Origin of the sequence: Acinetobacter sp. AND/436, assembly GCF_049546925.1 — a bacterium.
GTDB lineage: Bacteria > Pseudomonadota > Gammaproteobacteria > Pseudomonadales > Moraxellaceae > Acinetobacter > Acinetobacter indicus.
On the sequence record NZ_JBMXBO010000001.1, the window covers coordinates 269370 to 296085 of the forward strand.

A 26716-nucleotide genomic window follows, 5' to 3' on the forward strand; every position below is an offset into this window, starting at 1 on the left:
TTCAATATCCCCTGATTAATTTTTCTCATACCAACTTTGTGGTGTCAACTTAATAAGAGACTTATAGTTCTGCGACGTAATCTTATTACCCATTGTCGTGTTCAATGGCGCAATAATACGACGATCGCCAGTTGAGCTGCCAGGCCCTACAGTAATCCCTAATAAGCCTTTACCAAGTACTACTGTATTATCCGCCACAGTATCACCATTTGCACATTGACCATAAGGCATACAGAAACGATGAGCTCGACTATTCCCATAAATACCTGCACCACATGCTTCTGTAGTGCCCACACCTTCAGCATCAAAAGTACTGACATATAAGTCATTATCAATGGCAATGAGCTCACCTTGAACTTTTTCAACTGCTTTTCTAGTTCCTATATTTGCGCTAGAAGTAAATGGATAGTACCAACCTTTAAGAGTTGAACCTTCTTTCCAAGTTGCAAGATTGGATGGTGTTGGTGAAGTAGAACTTGTTGCTGCTAACTCTCTTTGTGCATTAGTTAAAGCATGTAAATCCGTTAATACAGGACTTGTTGATAGCGTCACATCATGCGGTTTTTCTTGGGTTACAACTTTGTCGTAAATATTATAAATTGCATCGTTAATGAAATTTGAATTGATAGGGTCATCAACATCTTCTGCTTCATTCTCAACGACATATTTACCATTGACCACTTTACCTAACAAAGGTGTACTTCGATTACCAGAACCAATACTCACAACAGCAAATAAATCATCACCACTTCCATACACTGTAAAAGTAGGCATTTCATAAAAGCGCGGGCTATACCCAGCAAATTTATCGTTATTTGTATTTCCATTATAAATGCGGGTAATTTGCTTCGCATAATCAGCATATGTTCCTGAACTAGGATGATCTTTATCCAAATCTACACGGAAGACTTGCCCACCTAAATCTCCAAAGTACAAATGATCAACATCTCCATCTCCATCTCTGTCTACTGTTTTAATTTGACTCACAACACTATATTTTAGATGATCACCATCACCAATTAATGTTTTTGTTGAACCTGTAGCAGTATCTTTAGCATCGTAGGTTGACCATAGGAACTCACCAGTGTCGGCGTCAAACATATAAACACCCGCACCCATGCCATTGGTTTGATCATAGTCAAAGTTCTCATAATCTGGGTCATAACCACCACCCACAAACATAACAAGTCGGCGCTTACCTTTCCACTGAACATTCGCAATGGTTGGTTTTGACCAACTTTGTCCCATCTTGCTTAAGTTAGCATAACGTGTGGATTCAGCACTTGGCGTTGTAAAACCATCAACTCGACTTTGATCTGGGTTAATTCTAAATTTAACTTTTGGTCCATTATCTTCAGCAGCAGTTAAACGTGTAAGGTCAAGGGCATAATAGCTTTTGCCACCCATGCGCATACCACCATACACCCACTGTTTACCATACTTGTTATCATCATGGTAAACCTTGAATTCTCCTTCTGGTTGGGTATCCGTTCCAGGTATATAGACATATTCTGTATGTGCGACCCATTGCCCATCCACACCATAGAATAAATTTTCCATACCTGCCGTTGGTGTTTCAGTTGGTGCAAGTAATGCTTCAGGCTGACTAGATAACATCTCCTCAGGTACAAAAGTAAAAACTTCTTCTCCTGCTGTATTATCTATAATAGAGGTCACTGCCGATTCTGAATGCGTACCAGCTTTAATTACATGCAATGCACCTTGTGTCGTACCTACTAAAATATAATCGTCACGATTGGTTGTATCTACAACATTATTTGTAAATGTGATTTTGCCAGACTGAGTCAAGAGTACTGGTGTCGAGTGTAATATCGCCCCCATTTGACGTAGCTCATCTTTTGGCGTCATGCCTGCAACAATATTTTCAACTTGTGCAGCAGTCAGCACATCAACTTCTGTTTTAGGTATTTGATAACCCAGTAGTCCAAGGAAATAGCCTCGACTCGTTGGTGCTTCTTCAATGTAGGCTTTGTTCACCTTCGACACATTTTGACCAGCATTTGTATATACTTTTCGATTAAATGCACCATCATCGGTCTTTAAATTTAAACGACCAAGCAATCCACCCAAGTTTTTTAACTTTTGCTGCGTTTCAGTTAAATTCGTGTTGGCAGCATAATTTTTTACCCATAAATCCTCAGCATTTAAATTCAACACACCCGCACTACTAAACACATCTCTGTCTGCTTTATCTTTCAATAAACCGTCAATAACTTTATATTTTTTTAAATTCCCCACCCAAGCTTGTGTCATCTCGGAAGGTGTCGGCTGAAATTGAGGAAAATATGCATAAGGTTGTACGACACTTGAGTTAAGGGTGTCTTGTGGAATAGCGGGAGTACCTGTTGTAATTGATGGAATTTCGATCTGAATAGATGTTACAAAATTTTGAACACTATTTACAATATCTTCACTATTATCAGCACTGAACCATCCACCTTTTCCTGCTGTAGCAGCACGTGCTGCAGCTTTTTGTATTGCACCACTGAATAAATTAGCAGCTTGAGTTTCAGTCATGGATGTTGTGAATTGAATAGGCTGACCTGATGAGTCTTTAAAACTAAAGTCGCCACCAAATCCAACCACTGCGGTTTTAATTTCTAGGGTGCGTGTATTGTGTTTTTCTTGTAATTTTTTTGCTATGGGTTCAACACAACTCCAACTCAATGCTTGCTTACTCTTATCACTTTCAGTCAAACCAATCGAACCACTACATTGACTAGTTGTAATCTGCTGATCTGACTTTAAGTATGAGTTAACTGTTGTACGAGCTGTACTACGATTATCATCTAAAGGCTCACCATCTGTTAAAAAGTACAGTCCAAATCCTGCACAAGCGGCAGCAGCATTATTATTTGAAGTAAAGTCTAAGAGGGTTTTTGTTGCATTTGCATAACCCTGCGAAATTGGCGTGCCACTTGCTGTAGTTAATCCATCAACGTGAGCTAAAACTATTTTTCTTCCCGCATCATCCAATAAAACAGGTGAAAGCGTATTACTATTTGGAAAAGTAGTAATACCAATGTAAGCAGTATCTGGTAGCCTTTCTACATCTGAAGTGCCAATAATTAAGTCAAAGATACTGTGCTTTAAAGAAGTTAAACGATCAGGGCATCGATAAAAATCTGTATTAGTCCCAGATGTTGTCGTATGCCTAAAGAGCGTACATGATTTAGTGATTAGATTTGCTTTGGCCTTATTACTAGCATTGCCATTAGCCAATATATTAACGTCGCTTTGTAAAATGTTACAGTAGCGACCCGTAAATGTATATTGATGAGAATCTGCAGGAGTCGCAGAATCTATAAATGTTCTTGTATCTGTTTTTTCATACGCAATACCTGCACGAGTTTCACCATAAGTTTTATTATTACCACCATTTCTACCAGTGGCACATGTGATCTGGAAATCTTTATTAATTGGATTTTGATACCCCCCTGAATTATTAACCGGAGTTTGCATAGACGATGACATATCTAAAATCAATTGAATAATTGCCCCTCCTTGGGTTGGAGCCTTATAAATTTCAATATCACTCGCATAGGTCGCCGTAGTCTGACATAGCATAGCAGTTGCTAATGCGGTTAAGCTCGTTGCTAAACCTTGATTAAATTTATTGCTTTTCATATTCATTACCTCAAGGTAGAAGTCACTTGGTCACGTAGTCCATTAATGCATAACGTGCTACTTGTGTATGTGTCGGAACACCTAAACTGCTTAAGCACCCCGACACTGTAATTTTTACGTTATTTAGGTCCGATAATTTTGCAGCTTTTTCTTCATTCGTTAATGTTGTACTAGCCGTTGTTTTTAAAATCTCCAGATCAAGTTCATCTTCTTTACTTTTTGGTAAGCCATTCATACGCTGACTAAAGCAGTCTTTAATCTTGTCATTTAAATTCGCCACCGACGAGTTTGCCAACCCAGGAAAAATAGAGGTTGCATAGACGGTATACATTTGTGCAGGATCTTTTTTAATACTGTCCGCATCCGTACCTTTCTGCATATGCTGAAAATCCGCAAGTTCTGATGTATCTACTGCTTTAATCGCTATTTGTGTGATGACTGTATTACGACCAGAAGTAAAGAATCCTGTATCTACTTTACAAAAGCCATTCGTACCTAGCCCACTATTAATGACATTGGCGCCATTCCAACTCAATAAACTAGCATTATGAAAATTAAAGAACTGTCCATTGCCAGATTTATAACAGAACACAAGCTCTTTACCCGAGTTAGCATCACCTTTCAAGTAGCCAAACATGCCATTTAATGCCATGCTACGTACCAATTGAGTAGGATCTTCAACATTAAACAGTGCTGCATCAGAGTTTTGAATTAAAAGCTGTTGTGCTTGGCTCACAGTTGCGATTTTTAATGACGAAATACTAGAACGCACAGCCAAACCACCAATTACTGTAATAGCTATTAACACCAGTAGAATTACAATTAGCGTTACACCTGCTTGAAACCTTTTCATGAACGATCTCCTAAAGCATTGCGAAGTGCAATGGTTTGCACAATTGGTGTACGGATATAGCGACTTGGAAAACCTTCTTTTTGTACAAAGGTTTGACCAAATAAGTTAAATTCTTGTGTAGTGGTAACTGAGCTTTCTGTGGTTGGGTCTACAGCACGAGCAATCACCCCTAATTGTATCGCCAAGATTCGAGGCGTATTACCCACGGGGGTCGTTGTTACAGCCGCGTCTGCTGCTGTTTTATACTCAGCGGCCGTCATATAACGATATGTATAAGGTGAGCTTGCAGTACCTGCACCAGATTGTGTTAGGAAGCGAACCTTGAATAAATCCACACGCTGCATTAGGATCTGACCCGAACCATAAATACCATTGGTTCCTGTTTCTAAATCCTGTGCAGCTGTAAGACTTCCAGAATAATGACTTGATGCACAAGCCAAAGCAGCACGCTCATCCGCACTACGTCCACCATTGGTATCCGTTCGCACGAAATAACGCTCAACAACATACGTCGTAGGCCCGATAACTTTACCTTCACAGTCATAACCCGCTTCTGCAGGGCGATACTGCACTACTAGTTGATCATTATTAGTGGCACTTGTCGTACCTTTAACTTTCATATTGCTCGCATTGCTAGCTTGCGTCACATACTTGGTTTTAAAGTCTGAGACTAACATTAAATTGCTATCTAAATTTTCCGCATTAAAAACGATCCCTGCATAGCGAGTTCCCGCTTTTACTTCTGCGGAAGGTGTAAATAAATTGGCCTGTCGAACATTTTTAGCAATATATGCCAGACCAAAATTTTGATCATCTTGCAAACTTGCTGAACTTTTTTGTAGTGCAACATTTTTTTGCCCACTAAAAAGCATCATTAAAGCAGCTGCAACAACTACCAATCCAAGCGCAATCGTAATCATCAGCTCGATCATGGTAAAACCGGTTTGCTTTTTCATTTAGTAAACCTCCATCATGATGCAAGTCGAATTGGTACGATAGGAAGGACCATTAGTACATGATGCTGTATTGGTAGTATGATCAAATGCTTTGGTGTCTCCCCATGCGACATATAAACAGCGTCGATTAGACGTACTTGGACAGTTCTGCATTCCCAAATTCATACCATACTGACTGGCATAGCTTGCTATCTCAGCAACATCAAAATCAGCCATTTGTGCTGCCGTGCACGCTGCTGTAGCACAATCAGGCGTTCCTGTTGCTTTTGCCACATTCTCAGCAATACCTGAAGACGCAACCATGAGCTCAGTTTGATAATTTATCCAACCTGCACGGTTTGAACGGACACGCTCAGCTAAATCTCTTCCAATATTAATAGCCTGAATACGTTGAGTACTTTCCATCGTTGCTTCTAAAGCCCGGACTTGCAACATGATATAGCCCAGCGCTCCGATTGCCAGAATCACTAAAGCAACTAATATCTCAAGCAAGCCACTTCCCTGCTGTGATACCATTTTCATGTACAGCTCCCCTCTTCAATTTTTTCAATTTGACCAAATGTCGTCAGTGTAATTTTTTTAGAAGCTGATCTACCTGCTGTCTTGCAAAGTTCTATTTCTTTAAAATTACTTGTGAGTACGCCACTGGGATTGAACGTCAATCGATTATTTGCAGGTGTTTTTAAGCGAACATCCCCAGCAGGTAACCAATTGACGTTGCCATATGTATTTGTCGTGGATGAATTAAGATTTAGGCTCACGGTCTGCCGGTTTAAAATCGCTTCTGTTCGTGCAACTTTTATTTCCTGTAATAATGTTTCTGTACTTCTCTGTAATTGCTGATTGCTCACAATCGCTTGAAAGGAAGGAGCTGCCATCATCGCCACAATCGCCAACACTGCAATCGTGACCATCAATTCAATTAAGGTAAATCCCTGACTTTTTCGCATGCTCTCCCCCTCGGCAAAAATGTTGGCCCAGTTAAAATCATACTTATTAAAGTTACAAAAACCACACAGAACAGATAAAAGGCACAAAAAAGCAGATGACTGTCATATCACAATCATCTGCTTATTTTTAAAAGAAAAATTAGATTGTTATCTATTTCTCAGTTTAAGCCTGAGTTACAGGAATACGTAACTCTTTCGGTAAACTAAAGGTAATGTTCTCTTCACGACCGGCAAGCTCGGCAGGGGCGGTTGCCCCCCAGTCCTGCAAGCGCTGAATCACCTGTTTAATTAAAATTTCCGGAGCAGACGCGCCAGCAGTGACACCAATTTTTGTTGCAGGATTAAACCAGGCCTGATCCAACTGATCAGCATTATCGACCAGATACGCCTGTTTACCCATGCGTTCGGCCAGTTCACGTAAACGGTTCGAATTCGACGAATTTGGCGAACCAACCACCAGCACCACATCACACTGACTGGCCAAGTCACGCACCGCATCCTGACGGTTTTGGGTGGCATAACAGATATCATCTTTACGCGGTCCCTGAATCTGCGGGAATTTCTGGCGCAAGGCATCAATCACTTTGGCGGTATCATCAATCGACAGCGTGGTCTGCGTAACAAACGCGACTTTTTCAGGATGACGCACGCTTAAAGCCGCGACATCTTCTTCATCTTCCACCAGATAAATTTCACCGCCATTTTTCTTGTCATATTGACCCATGGTGCCTTCCACTTCAGGATGGCCTTCATGTCCAATTAAAATCGCTTCAACCCCTTCGCGGGCATATTTGGTCACTTCAATATGTACCTTGGTCACCAGCGGACAGGTGGCATCAAACACTTTCAGGCCACGGCGTTCCGCTTCCTGCTGGACGGCTTTTGACACGCCATGGGCACTAAAAATCACGATATTATCGTCTGGCACTTCATCCAGCTCATCTACAAAAATCGCACCACGCTGACGTAAATCATCGACCACAAACTTGTTATGCACCACTTCATGACGCACATAAATTGGTGGATTAAAGCATTCAAGGGCACGATTCACAATCGCAATTGCACGGTCCACACCCGCACAAAAACCACGTGGATTAGCCAATACAATTTCCATAGAACCCTCGATATTCATTTCAACTTTTGCAGACAGATGCGAAATTAATGCAAACAAATAGATGCTTAACTATTTTGTTTAAGCCAGCTCTGCTCTAAAATAGAGAAGATATTTTATCATATCAGGAAAAATATCATGTCGGGTCTCTTGTTTGTCGTTTCTGCAGCTTCAGGAACAGGCAAAACATCCCTTGTTAAAGCCCTGCTTGAACGTGTTAACAATCTGCACGTTTCTGTTTCCCACACGACCCGTGGTCAACGTCCTGGCGAACTGGACGGCGTTCATTACCATTTCACCCAGAAACAGGATTTTATCGACCTGGTGCAACAAGGCGGTTTTATTGAATATGCCGAAGTCTTTGGCAATTATTATGGAACAGCCCAAGCCACAGTCAAAGAACAACTGGCCAAAGGTCACGATGTCCTGCTGGAAATTGACTGGCAAGGTGCGCAGCAGGTGCGCAAACTTTTTCCTGAATCGAAACAGATTTTTATTTTACCGCCAAGCCAGTTTGACTTGCGTCAGCGCCTGTCCAATCGCGGCACCGATGCTGTCGATGTGATTGAACATCGCTTAAGCTGTGCAGTGGAAGATATGCAGCAATATGTCAACTTTGACTATGTGATTATCAATGATGACTTCAATAAAGCGCTGCATGATTTAGAAGCCGTGATTATTGCCAACCGTCTGGTGTTAAGCCAGCAGGCCAACCGTCATCAGGAACTAATCCAGAAGCTGATTACCCCTACAGCACCCTGATTAAAACTTGAGTCTTCAGGCAAAGCACCTTATACTGCACAGTCTGTTTAAATTTACCATTCAAACGAGAACTCTTATGGCACGCGTCACCGTTGAAGATTGTTTAGACCATGTAGACAACCGCTTTGAGCTTGTACTAGTGGCAAGCAAACGCGCGCGTCAATTGGCACGTCAAGGAATTGAACCTACCGTTGAGTGGGACAACGACAAACCTACCGTTGTTGCTTTACGTGAAATTGCAGAAGGCCACGTTTCTAAAGACATTTTGAAACAACGCGATCAGGACTACCAAGCCTCTAGCCTTGACCTTGCACTTTCAGCAAATAACTTGAATTTAGATGGTTTTTCTTTCCAATAAGAAAATACATCCTGAAAAAGCCTAGTTTTTTACTAGGCTTTTTTATTATTTGAACTTTAATATTTGCGCAATAACCGTTATAACATAAGCATCGGAACTCGTAATTACAACGAGCTTTTATTTCGATATTTTCGGTGAAAAAAATTGACAAGTCATGCAATATGTTTTTCATTAGAAGATCAGTTTTTGTGATTGTTACGAGCATTGTAGTTAAAGGTGGTATATGCCAGGCGCAGAGGTCAGCCAAGCCAAACAGCAACTAAATATGATTATCGACGCTTACTTGAGTGAAAGCGATAGCGAGCGCGTGCTTGCGGCCTGTGACTATGCCGATCTGGCGCATGATGGCGTAACCCGTAAAAGCGGCGAGCCTTATATTCTGCATCCGATTGCGGTCAGCTGCATTCTGGCGCATATGCGTCTGGATGCCGAAACCCTGATGGCGGCACTGCTGCATGATGTGATTGAAGATACCGAATTTAGCAAAGAAGATATTACCGAAAAATTTGGCCGTACCGTGGCCGAACTGGTCGATGGCGTCACCAAACTCAGCCATTCCAGCGATAAAGAATACAATAAAGCCGCGTCCTTCCGTAAAATTCTGCAAGCGACCCTGCAAGACCCGCGTGTGATCATTATTAAACTGGCTGACCGCTATCACAATATGACCACGCTAGATGCCTTGCGTCCAGATAAACGCGCCCGCATTGCCCAGGAAACCTTTGATATTTTTGTGCCGATGGCGCGTATTGTCGGTATGAATGAAATGGCCGACAACCTGGAACATCTGTGCTACCAGAATCTTGATCTGGATATGTTCAATAATGTTCAGGCCGCCCTGCTAGAAACCAAGCCGAAACGCTGTGAATATCAGGCCAAATGGGAAAAGAACCTGGCCGAGCTGCTGCAATATCATCAAATTAGCGGCCGGATTAAAAAGAAAAATAACAATATCGAACTGCTCCGTTATTTCGTCAAAAACGACATCGATCTGCAAGAGCTGACTCACAGCCACGCCTTTGAAATTATTCTGCAAAGCATCGCCGACTGTGACCGCTTAGCCGATATTTTACGTGAACATTTTCAGGTACTGCATTTTGCCGATCATATTCGCCGGCCCTTACCGGGTGGCAACCAGTCGCTGATGCTGCGCCTGAAAGGTGAAGAAACCACCTTATCCTTAACCATTCAAACCGAGCTGATGCGTAAAGCGGCGCGTTTTGGCGTGGTTTTAGGTGAAAATGCACCGCAAGCCTGCCGCTCGGCGATTCAGGCGTCCATGCAAAACCTGAACGTGCTGATTGACGGCGCCTGTGCCAAAACCACCTTTAGCGAGCTGCTGGATTATCTGCATCAGGAAAAAATCTGGGTTTATACTCCGCATGGCCATCTGCATGAATTACCGCAAGGTGCCACCGCGGTTGATTTTGCCTATTCGGCCAGCCTGTTCCTGGGCAACCATGCGGTCGGTGCGAAAATTAATGGAGAAATCAAACCGCTATCGACCCCGCTGACCAGCGGTCAGGTGGTGGAAGTGATTACCGATGTTTTAGCGACACCAAACCCGGACTGGCTCAGCTTTATTAATACCCAAAAAGCGCGCCGTGCCCTGCAAAACATTCTGCGTGATCAGGATATTGACGAGCAGCGTCTGGTGGGTGAGCAGGCCCTTAACCGTGCCTTAAAACTGTTTAACTGTTCGATTAAAGATTTAACTGAAGACGACTGGATTAACCTGCTGCAATGGCGTCATATCGACAGCAAAGAACGCCTGTTCGAACAGATTGCAGTCGGTGACCTGTTACCCCAACTGGTGGCCAACCATCTTTATTCACAGGACAGCAACTCGGAAGTTTCGGATCGTCTGATTCAGGGCACTGAAGGCATTGATGTTAAATATGCGCATTGCTGTAATCCGGTACTGGGTGATCCGATTCAGGGCCATTTATCCCGTCGGGGTTTAATTGTGCATCGTGCGCGTTGCCACAACCTGCTGCATGAACAGCATCTGCATCCGGAAAATATCATGCCGCTACAGTGGAACTCGGATGATATCGATGACGTCAGCTTCACCGCCTATTTATGCATTGATATTGAAATGAATGATGAGCAGATTTCTGACCTGATCTATCAATGCCGTAAAGCCAAAACCGGGGTAGAAATGGTCCGTAGCCACGATGCCAAAACCTATGTCAATATTGTGGTAAATAACCGCAAGCAGATTGCCCAGATTATTCGTGACCTGCGTATGCATTTTGGCTTCCCGCGGATTATCCGTCTGGAACTGCCACCCAATATTGCCGAAACATCCAAGGCCTGTTAATCATGATACGATAGTCCCGGGCCTGCCCGGCTAATCGTTTATGCTGTCCATACTTATAAAAGGAGAAATCGATGTCCCACCAAGTGATCCATACTGAAAATGCGCCTGCTGCCATTGGTACATATTCTCAAGCCATTTTAGTTGGCAATACCTTGTACCTGTCAGGACAGATTGGCCTTGATCCTTACAGCATGGAACTGGTTGAAGGCATTGAAGCGCAAATCCGCCGTGTTTTTGACAACCTGAAAGCCGTCTGTGAAGCCGCAGGTGGCACGCTGGCTGATATTGCCAAACTCAATATCTACCTGACCGATTTATCCAATTTCCAGTTGGTGAACCAGATTATGGGTGAATATTTTGCCCAGCCCTATCCAGCACGTGCCGCTTTAGGTGTGGCCAGCCTGCCTAAAGGTGCACTGGTCGAAATGGATGGTGTGGTAATTATTAATCAATAACTTAGCTGTACAAAAAAGATACCATCGATAAGATGGTATTTTTTTATTCAAAAACCCAATCACAACAAATGAATTTTCAAATGATTTTTATTGACAAACGATAATAATTATCAATAATAACACTTATCTTATTTAATTCTTCATGGTTGTATCAATGTACGTTTGCTTGTGCCGTGGTATTACAGATCAAGACATTAAAGACGCCGTAGCGAACGGTGCTGAAAGCTATCGCGAAATTCGTGACCTGCTGGATCTGGGAACCTGCTGTGGCCGCTGTGCCCCTGAAGCACGTGCCATTATTAGCGATGAAGTGGCCGAACTTGCTGGCCGTCTCGCAGTTGCTGCCTAATTCCAATAAGAATAAATCCTTCGGTCCGTGGGCCGACTCTCCTCCCCCGCTTCTGACTCAGGCGGGTTTTTATTGCCCGACTGGGCCTTGCTGCCGAATCGCATTGATGACGATTTTCATTTGCTGTTCAATAAATTACTCGCCATCCTGCATCATCTTGTTTAAGATAAAGCTCTAGATTGCCTTAAAACTGTTTAGGGCAGAAATTGTGAGATGGAGTAGTGCAATGAAAGGCAATCGTGAGGTGATTAATCAGCTGAATCAGGTGCTGTATCATCATTTAACCGCTATTAACCAGTATTTTTTACATTCGCGCATGTTTAATGACTGGGGCATTGAGCAACTCGGTTCGGCGGAATATAAAGAATCAATTCGTCAGATGAAACATGCCGATAAAATTATCGAGCGGATTTTATTTCTAGAAGGTCTGCCAAATCTGCAACATCTGGGCAAACTGTATATTGGTCAGCACACGGTTGAAGTGCTGAACTGTGATGTCCGTAAAGTCAAAGAAAATATTGAAGCCATTCAGAAAGCCGTCGTTTTGGCTGAACAGGAAATGGATTATGTGACCCGTGATCTGGTTCAGGAAATTCTGGAAAAAGAAGAAGAATATCTGGACTGGGCAACCACACAACTGGATTTAACTGAATCTGTCGGTATTGAAAACTATATTCAGAGCCAGCTCTAAGTTTACTTACAAAGATTAACTGCATAAAAAAGACCGGGGTTCCGGTCTTTTTTATGGATTGAGCAATGTGCTTCAAATTCCAAACAGCAACCTTAAAAATCAGAAGATAATTTATGATTCTGGTCTGATTTCTACTCCATCCAGCAAGCTATCATAATCCACCTCGACCTTTCGCACGATCTTTAACAGCTCCAGCTGCTGTTTGGCTTCGGCTTCATAGCCATTAAATGCCAGCACCCGGGCATATTTAAGTAGGTCATACTGGGTTGGATAATTCAATACAATCTCATGAATCTGCTGTAATTGCTCCGGGCTTTGCTGGCTATACGGATTCAGACGAATCCAGGCAATGCGGCGGTTAAACTCCTCGAGCAGATAAATCTGATCCTGATTGGTGATTTTTTCCGGTGTTTTTTCATAACGCACCGATTGATTCAGCTTTGGCACCATCACTTCATAATCACGATAAATTAGCAATAACAGGACTAAACCCACGCCAAAGCTAACGCGCATGAATATTGGCGATAACTGCACGCCAGCATTTGGACGTTGCGACTGCACAACCCCCAAGATAAAACCGGCGGGGAGCAGAAAATAGGCATAGTTCTGCGGGAATTCCAGCATGGCATGAATCAGGAAGGCACCCAGCATCAACAGGCCAATCACCGAAATGGTTGAATTCACCTGCCGATGCAGCTGATAGCCCCAATAGGCCAGATAAGCCAACAATGGCAAGCCAATCAGCAGACCATTCCAGAGCAGAAGATCGAGCACGACGTTGTGAGCGCTACGAATCCATACTGGTCCCTGGAAAAATTCACTAATCGTCGTGTACGCAACGCTGGTCTGATGCCAGCCATAGCCAAACCAGGGTTGATGGGCAATTGCGTGCAGCATTTGCTCCCAGATTGCCAGTCGTGACATATCACCGGTAGCGCGCTGTACCACATCACGAGACTGTACCGCTATATCTGCGCTTTGAGAGAGTAGCTGACTTACGGAAGGTGCAATAAAGATTAAACCGACAAAAGTGGCAAACCAGAGCGCGCTATAGAACCATTTCAGGCGGATATAGCCTTGGTATTGCTGATAACCGAGATAAGCCAGAATACACAGTGAGGCGACCCAAGAGGTACGCGATTGACTCAGCACCACCCCGCTTAAGATGACCAAACCAGTTGCAACCAAAAGTGCTGTTTTCAGTTTTTGTTTTTCATACAGATATAAATAGGCCATTAAGGACATGACCAGAAAGGTTGCCATATTGTTCGGCTGAGCAAAGTTGGCATAAGGACGCTGGCCAGTGCGGATGTCTACCATAAACGGGAAATACTGGTCGATGGTGAGCCATTGGCAAATAGCCATGAGACCGGTTAGGGTGCCAACGCCTAAAAAGACAAAACTGAAACCTGTAAATATTTTTTCTCGCTGCGCGGCATCTACAGTCAGGTTATAGCCCAATACAATCGCTAGCCAAAAACCAAAGATATACAGACTGCTAAATAAGGCTTTATCGAAAAAGAACAGCAACCCACAGGCCCATTGGATAAATGGAACTGCGGCCAAGGCCAGTAAAGGCAGGCTGATTTTTGGGATAAGCAGTTTTTCTTTTAGGAAAATAGCAGCCAAAGCGAATAGCGCAAAGAAGGCATACAGCTCGCCGGTATAGGTGACCCAGGGACGGTAATGGATGGGGAGGAGCCAGGCGAGGGAGATAAAGATACTGGCTAGAAGCAAGAGGAAAAATTTCATGCTGCAAGAGTTGAGAAAAAGATGAGCTATGATAATCAAAATTAAACTTTGATGTAAAAAATGCTCTCAAAAATTTATAAATCAAGTATGATAGTTAAAGAGATTAAAACGGCTATTTTATTTTTACAACCTCATGAATTCAAAAAAAATTCTAATCGTGACTCGAAACCTTCCTCCTCTAATAGGAGGCATGGAAAGATTAAATTGGCATATTGCGGATGAGCTGAGTTATGAGCATGAGGTTTTTCTGCTTAGTCATAAAGAAGCCCAAAAGCAAGCACCGCAAAAATGTAAGTTTTTTGGGATACCTTTGAGTCCTCTGCCTTTATTTTTAATTTTAGCTTTTTTCCATACTTTTATAATTTGTCTACGTTACAAACCGGAGGTATTATTTGCAGGAAGTGGTTTAACTGCACCTATTGTAGTTTTTTGGGCAAAAGTATTTAGAAAAAAAAGTATTATTTACATTCATGGTTTAGATATTGCAACCAATCATTGGATTTATAATCAGATATGGATTCCCATGATTCGTAGTGCCCGTAACGTTATTGCTAACAGCACACCAACACATGAGATCTGCTTAAAAAAAGGAGTATCGCAGGAAAAATTAACGATTATTTATCCAGGAGTGACTTATCCTCCTCTACCAAGAAATGAAAATCTAATTCAATCCCTTAAAGAAAAACATCGATTGCATGATAAAAAAATATTAATATCTGTCGGAAGATTAACACAGCGTAAAGGTCTGAATGAGTTTGTCAATTTTTCATTACCTGAAATTGTGGCCAAACACCCCAATACTGTTTTAGTGATTATTGGCGATACACCAAGTCAATCTCTTAATAAAAATCTACAGAGTAAAGAATTAATTATTGAAACGGCTCAACAGCATGGCATATCGGATCATATTCTTTTTGTAGGTAATATTAGTGATGATACGATCCTCTCATGTTGGTACTATCTTGCGGATATTCACGTATTCCCAGTAAAACATATCCCTGAAGATCCTGAAGGCTTTGGAATGGTAGCGATTGAGGCTGCAGCACATGGGACGCCAACGGTAGCTTTTGCTACGGGTGGGATTGTTGATGCTGTACATGATGGTAAAACCGGCTTATTAATCGAACATGATCAATATACCAAGTTAACAGAAAACACTATTGATATTCTTAATGATAAAATATTATTAGATAAATTTGAATGTCAAAATTTCGCAAATAATTTTTCATGGTCGAAATTAAAGATAAAATTTAGATCAAATATAGAGCATCTTAAATGAGCATATTATTTATTGGAAAACGTTTTTATACCAATCGTGATGCTTATACAGAAAAATTTGGTCGAATTTACCAACTTCCATATTATTGGTCTAAAGAAATAGAAACCAGTTTATGGTTAGTTGATTACCACAGTAAAGACAAAATTAAAGACAAACATAATTCTTTAAATATTTTATCTACCCCTCTTTTTAGCCTAATATTTTTATTTAATATATTAAAAACAATATTCATTTATAGACCAAAAACTATTGTAGCAAGCGGTGATTGTTATATCGGCTTATTTGCTTATATTCTAGCAAAACTTTGTCGTTCAAAATTTATCTTTGATGTTTATGATAAATATGATGCTTTCTCTGGATACAGAAATTTAGGCTTTAACAATTTATTTGTTTTTTTACTAAAACATGCTGATACTTGTTTTTTTGCAAGCAAAAAACTTAAGAGTAACAGTGAACAACTTTGTAAAAAAACAATATTAGTACCAAATGGTGTAGATACCAATCACTTTTATCCTAGAGATAAAACTCAATCTAGGAAGTATTTTAATTTAGATCAAAATAAAATTTATGTTGGTTACTTTGGTAGTATGGAGATAGAACGCGGTATCGATGATTTAATTACCGCTGTAAAATTATTACGTAAAGATAATAAAAATATTTATCTATTACTAGGTGGAAAAAAACGTGATGATTTAAATCTAGAACATGAATTCATAAATTATTTAGGAAATGTACCATTTAAAAATATACCCATTGCAATGGCGTGTTGTGATATTTTAACATTACCTTATAGAACTTCCGAATTTTTAGATAATGCTTCTTCATGTAAAATTAGTGAATACATTGAAATGGGAATTCCCATCGTCGCAACGAAGTCCGAAAATAATTTAAATCACTTACCATCAATGATAAATCATAAAGCAATTTTTTGTTCTACAGAAAACCCTACTCAATTAGCAGACTCTATTCAAAAACAATTTACACATCTAAACAATATTTTCACAAAAAATCAAAAAAACACATGGGAAACCATTTCAATAGCATTATTTAAAAACAGCTTTTAAGCCTTTAAATTTGGCATATAGTTTTAGCATATTACGCTTTAACATTTTATAACCAGTAAAGAAAAAACCCTCTTTAAATAATCGTTTAAAAACACCATTCAATTCCTTTCTACGGGAAATCTCTATATGACTATGTTTAAGGTCTAATGGATGGTGAAATATTGGGGAAAAATAAACATTATTCTCATTCTTTAAAAATTTACCCCACTCATCTGCTCGAATAATACTTTTTTCCTGAATCGCTAATATTTTTGCTGCAATACTTTTAGGAATAACATAACAGCATGCTCTAACCAAGAATTGATAATAAGCGGGATGTATTCGATAAACATGAGAGTAAACTAATTCTCCATACAAATAGTTCATCGACTTCATTCCATCCATTCCTCCTGCAAGCAAAATACTATTCTTAGGAAGCTTTCTATAAATTTCTACTACTTTATCAATATCTTGATCTGAACCAATAATATCATCTTCCAATATAAGACAACTATCCAGATCATTTAACACAATTTTTTTGTATATTGAAGAATGACTTAAGGCGCATGCTATCTCAACTTGTGAAATTGGAACTTTTAAAGATTTAACATTAATATGATCTATCAATAAATCAACTTGATTCTTATCTACCGCATTCACAAAATTAAAAGTACTGTACATTTTGGGAAAACACATTTTTAAATTTTCCCGTCTTACTTCATCTGAAATTAATGAAATTACAAATATTTTCATTATTTATAACTAACTTTTTCTGGAGATTTACCATTTCTAAATACGTAATCATATGATCTATCTATATGACCTATATCTAAAGAACGATATCCTAAATGATTTAAATGATAGGCTAAGACCGTACCAGTTTGACCTAAAGCTATAAGGAATAGCTTTTCTTTATTATTTTCATTATCTAATATTTTCAAAAGCCTATTCAAATCAGAAAAAGCATTTTTACTCTTAGAAAATAGTGTCTCATATGACCTTACATTTGAAAATAAATTATGAGTGTAATTAAATCTACTCCCTTCACCTGTTATAAATATGACATCTTTATTCTCCCAAATACGCTTCCATAAATTTACACCTTCATGCTTGTATGCTAGAAAGAACTCAGGACGGGTAATAAATGAATTACCATATTTTTTTCTTAAATTAATCTTTGTCTTAAATGGATACCAGTTATTTATCCAGTACCTTTTCCACCATCTGCTAAATGAGTTTGCTGCTGGAATACAAATCAATAATTTTTCATTTTCATCAACGAGAATAGAAGACAATTCATTCGACAACTCAATAGAGCATTCTTGCCAATCGCTTGAAACATGCGGATACAAGCAATGATTTATCTCCCCATCACCAAATCGAACTAAACTAAGCTCATTTTGATATACTAAATCTAATGTCTTTTTTAAATCATGAATATTATTATTTTCAAAAGTAGATATTTCTTCTGAAATAAATATATAAGATCCTACATTAATATAATCAATAATATTCAATAGTTTTTTTAATAATTTATTCAAACACCTCTCCTAATAGTAACTCAGCTTAGTTAATAGTGTTATAAGGGAACACTGACACTAAGTCATCCAAGGAAATATTCAAAGTCAATAATCTACTCTTTTTAGATAGCTCTAATAAATTTTCAGATGTAATATCCTTAGTATCAATAATAGAGGATGGAATATTCTCTTCTTTTAGCACGGAAAAGAAATCGAGAAATTTAAATTCTCCTCCGATCAATTCATTATTTCTGATATTTAGCCACAACCAAGGCACACCGTATGCTTGAGCCACAATAATTCCATGTAATGAAGTTGAAATACAGCATGAAGAATTAACTATTTTACTTACTACTTTTTGTGGATGTTCACAAACATCCAAAACATTCCACATCTCACTATCTTTTAAATTATTAAAAAATAATTTATGTGAAAAATGCGGACAAATAGCTATTTTTTTCTGCAAATTTGTACTTTGAGGTTGATAATACCGAGGCAATAACAGTGCCGGGTCACCATAAATATCAGGAACATCCCACCCTAATTTAGTTTTCAATTGATATTGAGTTAATTTCCCTCTCACGGCACAAACTTTTTTAATGGAGGATTTCTTTAACTTTCGTTTTATTAACCAATTATCATCTAATGGTTGTATTAATCCACTTCCCCAAATAATATTATTACTATAGTTTCTATCAATATGCTCAATAATAGATCCTACTGAAAATATAGCTTCATCAGATTGTTTACCCTTTATGTTGATAATTGTTTTTTTAGTCATTTCAGCTATCAACCAAGGACCTATCACATCTCCAAAATTAGGGCACGTATCCCACCAATATGCCTTTATGGGTTTTATTTCTGTTAATACGTGTGGTTCTTTTAACTCAAAATAAGATTTTTCCACCATTTCAGATTTAAATATTTTTTTAAAATTCATGTCTAGCATTAAAATAATACACGTTAAAATGATTATAATAGAATCAATTAAAAAAAAGTACCCCTAATACGCTCAGTAAGCCATCTTATTTTTAAAATTTCTTTGAATAATAATAATGGATTAATTAATAATTTAATTTTAAAAAAATGTCTCCAAATTTTTTTATTTTTACTATGAGAACAAGCATGTCCAACTCTATAAATAGCACCTCTGAATGGAAGTTCATCCAGTATAATTTCTTTTTTTTGTAAAATTTCAGTAATATCTATATGGCTACCTAAAACATTTTTAATGCAATTTATAGATATATTTTCATTAACACCAATTAACTTGTATAAATCAGACCTAATAATTAATGATGTGCCACATAAGTTATTAAAGTCATTTATTTTATAAAGAATTTTTCCACAATCATTCCAAAGATATCCATATTTAATAACCCAGCCTAAATTATCACTATTTTCATAAACAAACTGGGTAATATTACAGCTAATTAGATCATCATCATCAACAACCATATAATACATTGAATCACTAACGTGCTTAATGCCTTCTAAAACTCTAGTGCCTTTGTCTAGCTTCACAGCATCTTGAAACTTTTTTACATCATTAGATGAGTCTTTCTCGTAAAATTTATTTGATGGTAAATCAACATATTTCACATAAATCTCAGGAGGAATGTAAGGAAGTGGAGTCTCTTTGTTTACAACTATTACAGCATTCCAATTAGTATTAGTCTGATTACAAATAGATGAAATTGTTTGTGATAAATTTGACATAAATTTATCTTTGTCTTTTATATTATCCTTATGTTTTATTGGAATAATAAATGTTAATAATTTCACGATTTTCATCCATCTTACATGTGTAAAATTTGATCGCAGTTTTCAATAGCACTCGATTTATGTGCGATAATTACTATTGTAATTTTTCCATTCAAATTATGAATAGATTCATTAACTGCAAGTTCAGTTTCAGTATCTAATGCACTAGTAGCTTCATCCATAAATAATACTTGAGGTTTTTTATATAACGCCCGCGCAATACCTATACGTTGTCTCTGCCCACCAGACAGCATTAAACCTCTCTCACCAATAACTTCATTATATTGTTGAGCTAAATCATTACAAATAAAATCATCGATTTGAGCAAGTTTTGCTACCTTTTTAACCTGTTCTATATCAATTTCATGTTTAGGTATTCCAAATGCAATGTTCTCAGCAATCGTCTTATCTACTAAATAAATAGATTGTGGAACATAGCCCACTATATTTCGCCACGCATCTACATTTTTTTCAGATAGCTCTATGTTATCAACATAAATTTTCCCATGTGTTGGTGTTAATAGCCCCAGCATAATATCCATAAGGGTACTTTTACCACTACCACTTTTCCCCATAATTCCTAAACTACTATTTTTAGTTATTTCTATACTCAAATCTTTAAAAACAGGCTTATCCAATCGGTTTGGATATGCAAAATAAATATTTTCTAAGCGAATGACTTCTTCGAATTTTATCTCTGTTTTTTTTATACAGTTATCTAAATCTATATCCTTTTTTTCTAAAGCAAATTCGGGTATTAATACTTTCAATACTTGTTCAGAAAATTTAAGCTGAGACATTGCACGATAGATATTTTGTGCAGCAGGTAGCATCCTATATGCAGCAAAACCATAAAGACCTAGTATTGGTAATATATGTGAAACCTCTTTACCTGAGAAAATCAAGAAAACAGCAACACCTATTAATAAACCATAACCTACTGTTTCAATGATATTAAGTGGAATTTGCCCTAAAGTATCTCTCGTTGCAAAATGCCGAGCAAATACTCTAGATGATTTCTCAAACTGATCGATATAGCCTTGTTTTGCATCATTGATAATGACATCTTTTATACCAACCAACGCTTCCTGACAATTTTGATATCGTTCTTTATTCGCTTGGGTATATTCTTCGCCTATATTTTTAAGTTTTACTTTGACTAGTATAAAGATAGAAAAATAAAAAAGAGTTAAGATGCTAGCTGTAGCCACTGCCATAATAGGATCATATACCAATAAAATACTAATCATTGCTAGTAAAACCACACCATATGATAGCATCGTTAAAGCTGGTAAAATCATAGTTAAAATGAGTTGATCTACTTCCGAGAGTACATTTTTAATTAATACAGAGCTATTTTTTTGAATAAAAAATTCATATTTTTGATTTAAATAAATTTTTAATAATCTTTCAGAGAAGTAATGTCTCTGTAAATTTGAAAAACGGTTAACAGCATATTGAGTCAAAATTTTTAATGTTGCTGAAAATACAACAATAAAAAAAGAAAATAACCCCAAATAAGCAATAAATAGTTTTTCATCATCAAATGCTAAAAATGAATATATTTTTTTTAGAATAGGTGTCGTCTGTATAACATCTGAATTAGATAGCACAGCTAAAAAAGGCATAATTGATAGCACACCTGCCGACTCGATTAATGCCATTCCCATAACCAAAATAAGCACATATATGACTTTACGCTTATCTAATGGAGTTAATATTCTCCAAAGCTGTTTTAAACTTTGTAACATCAAACTAATTCTCTTTATACATCAAAGCTGTAACTTGTTCTGAAATCAATCCCATAAGAAAAATCATTACACTGCCCGTATAAAGTAACGCACTCATATTCGTAAAACGATGATATTCATATAATGTATACCCATACCAACCTGTCGCCATTAAAAATAATACAACAGCAATCGGTAAAAACATTTTTAATGGTGAAAACAATGTCGCAATTTTAAAAATAATTAAGAAAAAACGAACTCCATCTTTTAATGGTTGGATATGGCTTTTACCAATACGCTTTGCAGCATGAATAGGTATATAGGTAACCGAATAACCTGCTCTAAAAAATGCCATTGTACTGGTCGTTGGATATGAAAAACCATTGGGCAAAAGATATAAAAATTCACGAAATTTTTCAGCACGCACTGCACGAAAACCTGAAGTTAAATCTTCGACTTTATGTTCCGTCATATAAGAAGCAAGGCTATTATAAAGACCATTTGCAATACCACGACCTAAACTTGCCTGCGAGCCTTTTTGACGCGCACCCACGACCAAATCATAACCTTGTTCAATTTTATGTAATAAACGAGGAATATCATTGGGATCATGCTGACCATCAGCATCCATGAAGATAATCACATCTCCAGAAGCATGACGAGCACCTGTTTTAATTGCTGCACCATTACCTTTGGAGTAGGGATGTGAAATTACTTTTGCACCTGCTTTTTCAGCGATATCTTTTGTATTATCTGTAGAGCCATCATTCACTACTATGATTTCATTCGCAATATTTAACTGCTGAATATTAACAATAGTTTGACCAATTGCACCTGCTTCATTTTTAGCAGGAAGAACAATGCTAATTTTCAAAATTAATCCTTTTGATCTTTGATACGACTCATCAATATTTCTCGCACCCGCATTAATTCAAAATCATATTCACTCTTAGAACGTTTTAAATTCGATTGGGTTTGATTTTTATAAATATTTTCAACTTGATCTAATAATATCAATGCCTCTTGGTTAAACCCCTTGGAACCAATTTCAGCCACCATCATCAGACCAGCCTCAACATCTGCATAATACTTTATAGCTAATTGATAATAATTCATAAATTCATATTGATCACCTTTTGCCAAATAAATTTTAGCTTTAAGGTAAGGCATCAATCTTTGAAATAAAGGAAGTTGATTATAAGCCTTATTATTTTCTAAATTATCAATTAAATCCAAGGTCCATTGCCCATAAAGATAAACAACTTCCTGTTCTACAATATGTTCAGTCAAATTTCTCAGGGCTTGAATTGCCTGTGCATCAAAGGGCTGATCCCTCAACCGTTCAGCAGCCTGCTGGAAATCTTGCTCTACAGCAGTATGTGAGTACACCTTCTGCATTAACAAACGCATACTTAATAAAGCACTATGAGGTAAACGTATTATCGCTGCGTCTAAGAACTGGTTCGCTTCCTCTACTCGCCCTGCATCATATAAAATACCTGCAATTGAACTCTGTGCACGGGCTGAATTGGGTGAACTTTCTGCCCAATAAAGTTGTAACTTATCAATATTACTCCATAATTTAGCACGTTCATAAGTAAAAAAGCTTAATACTCCTAGTATCGATAGAACAACTAAAACCACTAACTTTTGATCAATTTTTTCTTTTAGAATATAAAAAGCACTTGCAATAGGTAAGAATAAAAATAATGCTGCTAAATAATTACGATGTTCAAAATATAACTCCAAACCAATCGTTGTCGACTCCATAAGATGCGCTGCAAAGAAGAATAGTACAGCTAAGGCATACAAAGGATATCGCTGTTTTGCTAAGAATGCTGAAATCAGAAGTACAAAAAGAAAAATTATTGAGAAAAGCGTAGTTATAGGCTGAAATAATGATCGAGAAACTAAATAACCATCTTGATATAAACCTCTTAGTTCAATTTGAGGTATAAAAAGATTGAAAAGATATTCTGTAACAATTCTAGCTTCACTATATAGTCGCTCAATCATATTAAAGTTACGATTCGGCCAAGGGTTTTCCGCCAAAGTAAAAGATCGAGCTAAGATATATAAGATGATAAAACATGGAGTATAAAGGCATAGCCATTTCCATTGCCATATCAATCTGACTTGAGCTCGAGGGTTACAAAATTCTATTACAAGAAGGAGTAGTGGCAACAACGCTCCATTTTCCTTACTGTAGGTTGCTAAAATTGTTGCAATACCCAAGAATAGCGTCATACCTACATAAGCCATAACAGGCCTAGTAGGAATATAAGTTTTAAATTTTAAATAACCAATGATCCCTACCAGACTAAACAACGTTGCTAATTGAGCCATACGCTGAACAACATAAAGCGTTGTAGAAACAAAATAAGGATGTAATAACCAAAAAGCTGTAGTGACTAACGCTAACCAGAGAACTTTTTCTTCTTTATAACCATAACTACGTAGTAATAAAATTAATCCCCAACATAATAAAGCTCCATTGAGTATGTGCACCATCAAATTGGTATATTTAAAAGGATATGGAGAAGCAGGCCAAGTATTTGCATCTAATAAAAAACTTGCTAATGAGACAGGACGACCTGTGGGTCCAGCAAAACCACCATTAATAAAATTATAAGCTTTATCCCAAGAGTCGATTACCCCATAGGTACCTAAATCTGAAAGATTAGGGTAATCATCAAATAAAAAAGAACCTTTTAAACCAACAGTATAAATCCCAAATCCTATCAATAAAGTTAAACAAAATAAAAGACTCGGGATATACTTTTTGTACATATATTTATCCAACAGATGCATAAAAAACGCCCATACAAGATGAGCGTTTTACGTATTTAACTCACGATTAACGGCAGTTAGATGGTACTAATTCTTGATCTATCCCAGTACCAGATGTAATTTGAGAATTTGTACGCGTACATTTCCATTGAATACCGCCCGATGTTGTTGATGGGCTTAATACTAACGTATTCTTAGTTCCATCTACTTTTGAACTATATTTAATAAAAATAAGTCCATCTTTATCTGCTGAGGATGTTGTTGCAAGACCATCGACTTGACCTACACCAACAGACTCCGTCGCATTCCCTTTAATATCTGTGGCTAAAGCTAAACCAGCACTCGCATTATTCTTAGGAAAACGGTTATTTGAAGAGTAGAATTCTGCTACCGCAGCTTTAGCACCGCCTGCAAGGTTAAGGCCCTCTGTCACATGTGCACGCTTTGTATAGTTTTGATACGCCGGAATCGCAATTGCAGCCAAAATACCAATGATCGCTACAACGATCATTAATTCAATTAAGGTAAAACCTTTTTGAGCGTTCATAACATTCTCCACAAATGTTTTGTTAATTTTTTATAAGCTTTGTAAGCTATTTTGTATATAGCACTATGTGTGCCAACTTTCATTATAAATATATTTAAAGAAAAAACAGCCATTTAAGAATAAAAATTTTTCACTTTATTTTTTTAATGTATTTTTATGTAAAAAAGTGACACTTATTGTCACATATTTACAACATCAACCAAGAATGATTGGCTTATTCCCCAACTCATTAGCTTCATCCTGAATTTTCCGGTCATAAAAACCATCTAAAATCATGCCAATTTCTTTAACCCCCAAGATCACTGCCTGCTGATACTCTCTTTGCGTTAGGCCATACACCATTTTTTGGCAAATCTCATCCCAGACCTGCTGCTCGGTAGCATGTTTAATACCACGGTCAATCACAATCTCGACTTTTCGCTCACACAGGTTTAAATAAAGCAGTACCCCACTGTTATATTCCGTATCCCAAACACCTAATTCAGCAAACAACTGTCGTGCGCGGGTACGCGTATCCTGATAATAAGCCAAACGCGAAGGCAGACAGCCCTCAATCACCACCTGAATTTCGCCAATATGACCATGCTCGGCTTCTGTGACCGCATGCGCAATCGCGTACTGGTCCTGCTGGTTAAAAAAGCGCTTGGTGGCCGGCATATAGAAAAAGTGCTTAAACCAGCGTTTTAAACTGAGTTGACTCAGCTCCTGAGTTTTCGGCTGGGTAATAATTTCGGTTGTATCTGTTGTGGTTACCATGATCCTGATGCTCCTCCCCCGCCGAAGCCGCCGCCTCCGCCGCTATATCCACCGCCACCACCAAAGCCGCCGCCTCCACCGCCACGACCGGCCGAGGCCAGGAAAATATGAAAAATCGCTTGGGCCAGTGCGGTAATGAGTAAAAAGAAAATCCCAAGGCCCATCAACAGACTGGTAAATACGCCCACGCCGTTGACCAGCCCTGCCACGGTAGCTGCTACCGCAGCGGTTGAGGCGCTGAGACGTTTACCAACAATATAGGAGCCAATCACCCCGGCGATTAAAATAAAAATTACTGTATTAAAGGTTTTTTCCCGTGCCTGCTGCTCACGCAGTGCCTGTTGCTGGCGTTCTTGCAGCTCTTTAGCCGCAGTGGCCGCTACTTCCGGGTCCATATTCAAAATACGTTCAATTTCGGCCAGACCGGCTTCAATGCCGCTGGCATATTGCGCCTGTTTAAAATACGGGGTGATCTGGTTGTTGATAATCCGGCCCAGCACAATATCGGGCAATACCCCTTCCAGTCCATAACCGGTCAGAATCTGAATACGGCGGTCATTCACCGCAATTGCCATTAACAAGCCATTGTCATATTTGGCCGAGCCTAATTGCCAGCGTTCTGCAACGCGCATGGCGAAATCAAAAATATCTTCCTGACCGGTGGTCGGCACAATTACTACCCCAATTTGCGCTTTACCCTGCTGATGCAGCGCTAAAATCTGCTGGCTTATCGCCTGTTTCTGCGCTGCACTCAGCAAATTGGCCTGATCAATCACCGGCTCATTTAAAGTCGGCAAGCCGCGGATGGACTCCCCTTCTGCCATATCATTGGCAATCGCCGGTTGTTCAACACTTGCCTCGGATGCAGCGGTTGCCTGACTCTGATGACGAGCATTGGCCGCACGTTGCTGTTCCTGAATGATACGCGCCGCCGCCAGGTCATCTGCTGAGCCGGTAGCAGCGGTGTCTGCCAGGCTGAGTGAACTGAGCAATAGCGCACAGCACAACAGCAGGCTGTGCAGTATCCACCGGATGAGAGCGGTAATTGAATCAGGCATGATCCGCGGCTCCTTGGGGCG

General features: G+C 38.7%; 25 protein-coding genes. 8 read left to right on the plus strand and 17 right to left on the minus strand.

Annotated elements, in window-relative coordinates:
- Positions 1 to 15 precede the first annotated feature (15 nt).
- The 6 genes from ACPEPR_RS01340 to ispH all read right to left on the minus strand — a co-directional run bounded on the left by ACPEPR_RS01340 (position 16) and on the right by ispH (position 7521).
- Positions 16 to 3648, minus strand: a complete 3633-nt coding sequence (locus ACPEPR_RS01340) for a PilC/PilY family type IV pilus protein (RefSeq protein ID WP_423561821.1) — start codon at positions 3646 to 3648, stop codon at positions 16 to 18.
- Positions 3649 to 3670: 22 nt separating this feature from the next.
- A complete protein-coding gene (locus ACPEPR_RS01345; RefSeq protein WP_423561822.1) occupies positions 3671 to 4501 on the minus strand; it encodes a pilus assembly PilX family protein in 831 nt (276 codons plus the stop codon).
- Positions 4498 to 5457: a PilW family protein gene (locus ACPEPR_RS01350; protein WP_423561823.1), complete on the minus strand. Its 960-nt coding sequence runs from the start codon at positions 5455 to 5457 to the stop codon at positions 4498 to 4500. Before ACPEPR_RS01350 ends, ACPEPR_RS01345 begins: the two co-directional genes overlap by 4 nt.
- Positions 5458 to 5979 carry a type IV pilus modification protein PilV gene (gene pilV / locus ACPEPR_RS01355; protein WP_423561824.1) on the minus strand — a complete coding sequence of 174 codons (522 nt, stop codon included), beginning with the start codon at positions 5977 to 5979 and terminating at the stop codon, positions 5458 to 5460.
- Entirely contained in the window at positions 5976 to 6407 is a 432-nt protein-coding gene (locus ACPEPR_RS01360) for a GspH/FimT family pseudopilin (protein ID WP_423561825.1), read from the minus strand. The genes pilV and ACPEPR_RS01360 overlap by 4 nt, the downstream gene beginning before the upstream one ends.
- Positions 6408 to 6570: 163 nt before the next feature.
- Entirely contained in the window at positions 6571 to 7521 is a 951-nt protein-coding gene (gene ispH, locus ACPEPR_RS01365; RefSeq protein WP_104500732.1) for a 4-hydroxy-3-methylbut-2-enyl diphosphate reductase, read from the minus strand.
- A 135-nt stretch (positions 7522 to 7656) separates the two neighbouring features.
- On the opposite strand from ispH, the gene gmk reads away from it, so the two are divergent.
- From gmk to bfr, 6 genes are all read left to right on the plus strand, one after another.
- A complete protein-coding gene (gene gmk, locus ACPEPR_RS01370) occupies positions 7657 to 8280 on the plus strand; it encodes a guanylate kinase (protein ID WP_045795273.1) in 624 nt (207 codons plus the stop codon).
- Between the two features lie 76 nt (positions 8281 to 8356).
- Positions 8357 to 8638: a DNA-directed RNA polymerase subunit omega gene (gene rpoZ, locus ACPEPR_RS01375; RefSeq protein ID WP_005013174.1), complete on the plus strand. Its 282-nt coding sequence runs from the start codon at positions 8357 to 8359 to the stop codon at positions 8636 to 8638.
- Positions 8639 to 8861: 223 nt separating this feature from the next.
- Positions 8862 to 10961 (plus strand): RelA/SpoT family protein, encoded by a 2100-nt coding sequence (locus ACPEPR_RS01380; RefSeq protein WP_423561826.1) that lies wholly within the window; start codon positions 8862 to 8864, stop codon positions 10959 to 10961.
- Between the two features lie 71 nt (positions 10962 to 11032).
- On the plus strand, positions 11033 to 11416 hold the full coding sequence (locus ACPEPR_RS01385) for a RidA family protein (protein ID WP_423561827.1): 384 nt from the start codon (positions 11033 to 11035) through the stop codon (positions 11414 to 11416).
- A 154-nt stretch (positions 11417 to 11570) separates the two neighbouring features.
- Positions 11571 to 11765, plus strand: a complete 195-nt coding sequence (locus ACPEPR_RS01390; protein ID WP_034597991.1) for a bacterioferritin-associated ferredoxin — start codon at positions 11571 to 11573, stop codon at positions 11763 to 11765.
- Positions 11766 to 11991: 226 nt separating this feature from the next.
- Positions 11992 to 12456, plus strand: a complete 465-nt coding sequence (bfr, locus tag ACPEPR_RS01395) for a heteropolymeric bacterioferritin subunit Bfr (RefSeq protein WP_005180468.1) — start codon at positions 11992 to 11994, stop codon at positions 12454 to 12456.
- A gap of 111 nt (positions 12457 to 12567) precedes the next feature.
- Here the strand turns inward: bfr and ACPEPR_RS01400 are convergent, their stop codons facing one another.
- The gene (locus ACPEPR_RS01400) at positions 12568 to 14208 is read right to left on the minus strand and encodes a Wzy polymerase domain-containing protein (RefSeq protein WP_423561828.1); all 1641 of its coding nucleotides are present in this window, start codon (positions 14206 to 14208) and stop codon (positions 12568 to 12570) included.
- Positions 14209 to 14398: 190 nt separating this feature from the next.
- Here ACPEPR_RS01400 and ACPEPR_RS01405 point away from each other — a divergent pair, with 190 nt between their 5' ends.
- Both ACPEPR_RS01405 and ACPEPR_RS01410 read left to right on the plus strand, forming a co-directional pair.
- Positions 14399 to 15487 carry a glycosyltransferase family 4 protein gene (locus ACPEPR_RS01405; RefSeq protein ID WP_423561829.1) on the plus strand — a complete coding sequence of 363 codons (1089 nt, stop codon included), beginning with the start codon at positions 14399 to 14401 and terminating at the stop codon, positions 15485 to 15487.
- Positions 15484 to 16551 carry a glycosyltransferase gene (locus tag ACPEPR_RS01410; RefSeq protein ID WP_423561830.1) on the plus strand — a complete coding sequence of 356 codons (1068 nt, stop codon included), beginning with the start codon at positions 15484 to 15486 and terminating at the stop codon, positions 16549 to 16551. The genes ACPEPR_RS01405 and ACPEPR_RS01410 overlap by 4 nt, the downstream gene beginning before the upstream one ends.
- Here ACPEPR_RS01410 and ACPEPR_RS01415 read toward each other — a convergent pair.
- The 10 genes from ACPEPR_RS01415 to ACPEPR_RS01460 form a co-directional block, all read right to left on the minus strand.
- Positions 16531 to 17283 (minus strand): glycosyltransferase family 25 protein, encoded by a 753-nt coding sequence (locus ACPEPR_RS01415; protein WP_423561831.1) that lies wholly within the window; start codon positions 17281 to 17283, stop codon positions 16531 to 16533. The two genes, ACPEPR_RS01410 and ACPEPR_RS01415, sit on opposite strands and share 21 nt — an antisense overlap.
- Positions 17283 to 18071 (minus strand): GT-D fold domain-containing glycosyltransferase, encoded by a 789-nt coding sequence (locus tag ACPEPR_RS01420; RefSeq protein ID WP_423561832.1) that lies wholly within the window; start codon positions 18069 to 18071, stop codon positions 17283 to 17285. Before ACPEPR_RS01420 ends, ACPEPR_RS01415 begins: the two co-directional genes overlap by 1 nt.
- Positions 18072 to 18096: 25 nt before the next feature.
- On the minus strand, positions 18097 to 18990 hold the full coding sequence (locus ACPEPR_RS01425) for a polysaccharide pyruvyl transferase family protein (protein ID WP_423561833.1): 894 nt from the start codon (positions 18988 to 18990) through the stop codon (positions 18097 to 18099).
- Between the two features lie 47 nt (positions 18991 to 19037).
- On the minus strand, positions 19038 to 19835 hold the full coding sequence (locus tag ACPEPR_RS01430; RefSeq protein ID WP_423561834.1) for a hypothetical protein: 798 nt from the start codon (positions 19833 to 19835) through the stop codon (positions 19038 to 19040).
- A 14-nt stretch (positions 19836 to 19849) separates the two neighbouring features.
- Positions 19850 to 21565 carry an ABC transporter ATP-binding protein gene (locus ACPEPR_RS01435; protein WP_423561835.1) on the minus strand — a complete coding sequence of 572 codons (1716 nt, stop codon included), beginning with the start codon at positions 21563 to 21565 and terminating at the stop codon, positions 19850 to 19852.
- Positions 21566 to 21569: 4 nt separating this feature from the next.
- Positions 21570 to 22421, minus strand: a complete 852-nt coding sequence (locus ACPEPR_RS01440; protein WP_423561856.1) for a glycosyltransferase family 2 protein — start codon at positions 22419 to 22421, stop codon at positions 21570 to 21572.
- Positions 22421 to 24355 carry a tetratricopeptide repeat protein gene (locus ACPEPR_RS01445; protein WP_423561836.1) on the minus strand — a complete coding sequence of 645 codons (1935 nt, stop codon included), beginning with the start codon at positions 24353 to 24355 and terminating at the stop codon, positions 22421 to 22423. Before ACPEPR_RS01445 ends, ACPEPR_RS01440 begins: the two co-directional genes overlap by 1 nt.
- 46 nt (positions 24356 to 24401) lie before the next feature.
- A complete protein-coding gene (locus tag ACPEPR_RS01450) occupies positions 24402 to 24881 on the minus strand; it encodes a pilin (protein ID WP_423561837.1) in 480 nt (159 codons plus the stop codon).
- Positions 24882 to 25076: 195 nt separating this feature from the next.
- Positions 25077 to 25637: a TPM domain-containing protein gene (locus tag ACPEPR_RS01455; RefSeq protein WP_423561838.1), complete on the minus strand. Its 561-nt coding sequence runs from the start codon at positions 25635 to 25637 to the stop codon at positions 25077 to 25079.
- Complete coding sequence (locus ACPEPR_RS01460; RefSeq protein WP_423561839.1) at positions 25631 to 26695, minus strand: TPM domain-containing protein; 1065 nt, start codon at positions 26693 to 26695, stop codon at positions 25631 to 25633. Before ACPEPR_RS01460 ends, ACPEPR_RS01455 begins: the two co-directional genes overlap by 7 nt.
- Between the last annotated feature and the right edge of the window lie 21 nt (positions 26696 to 26716).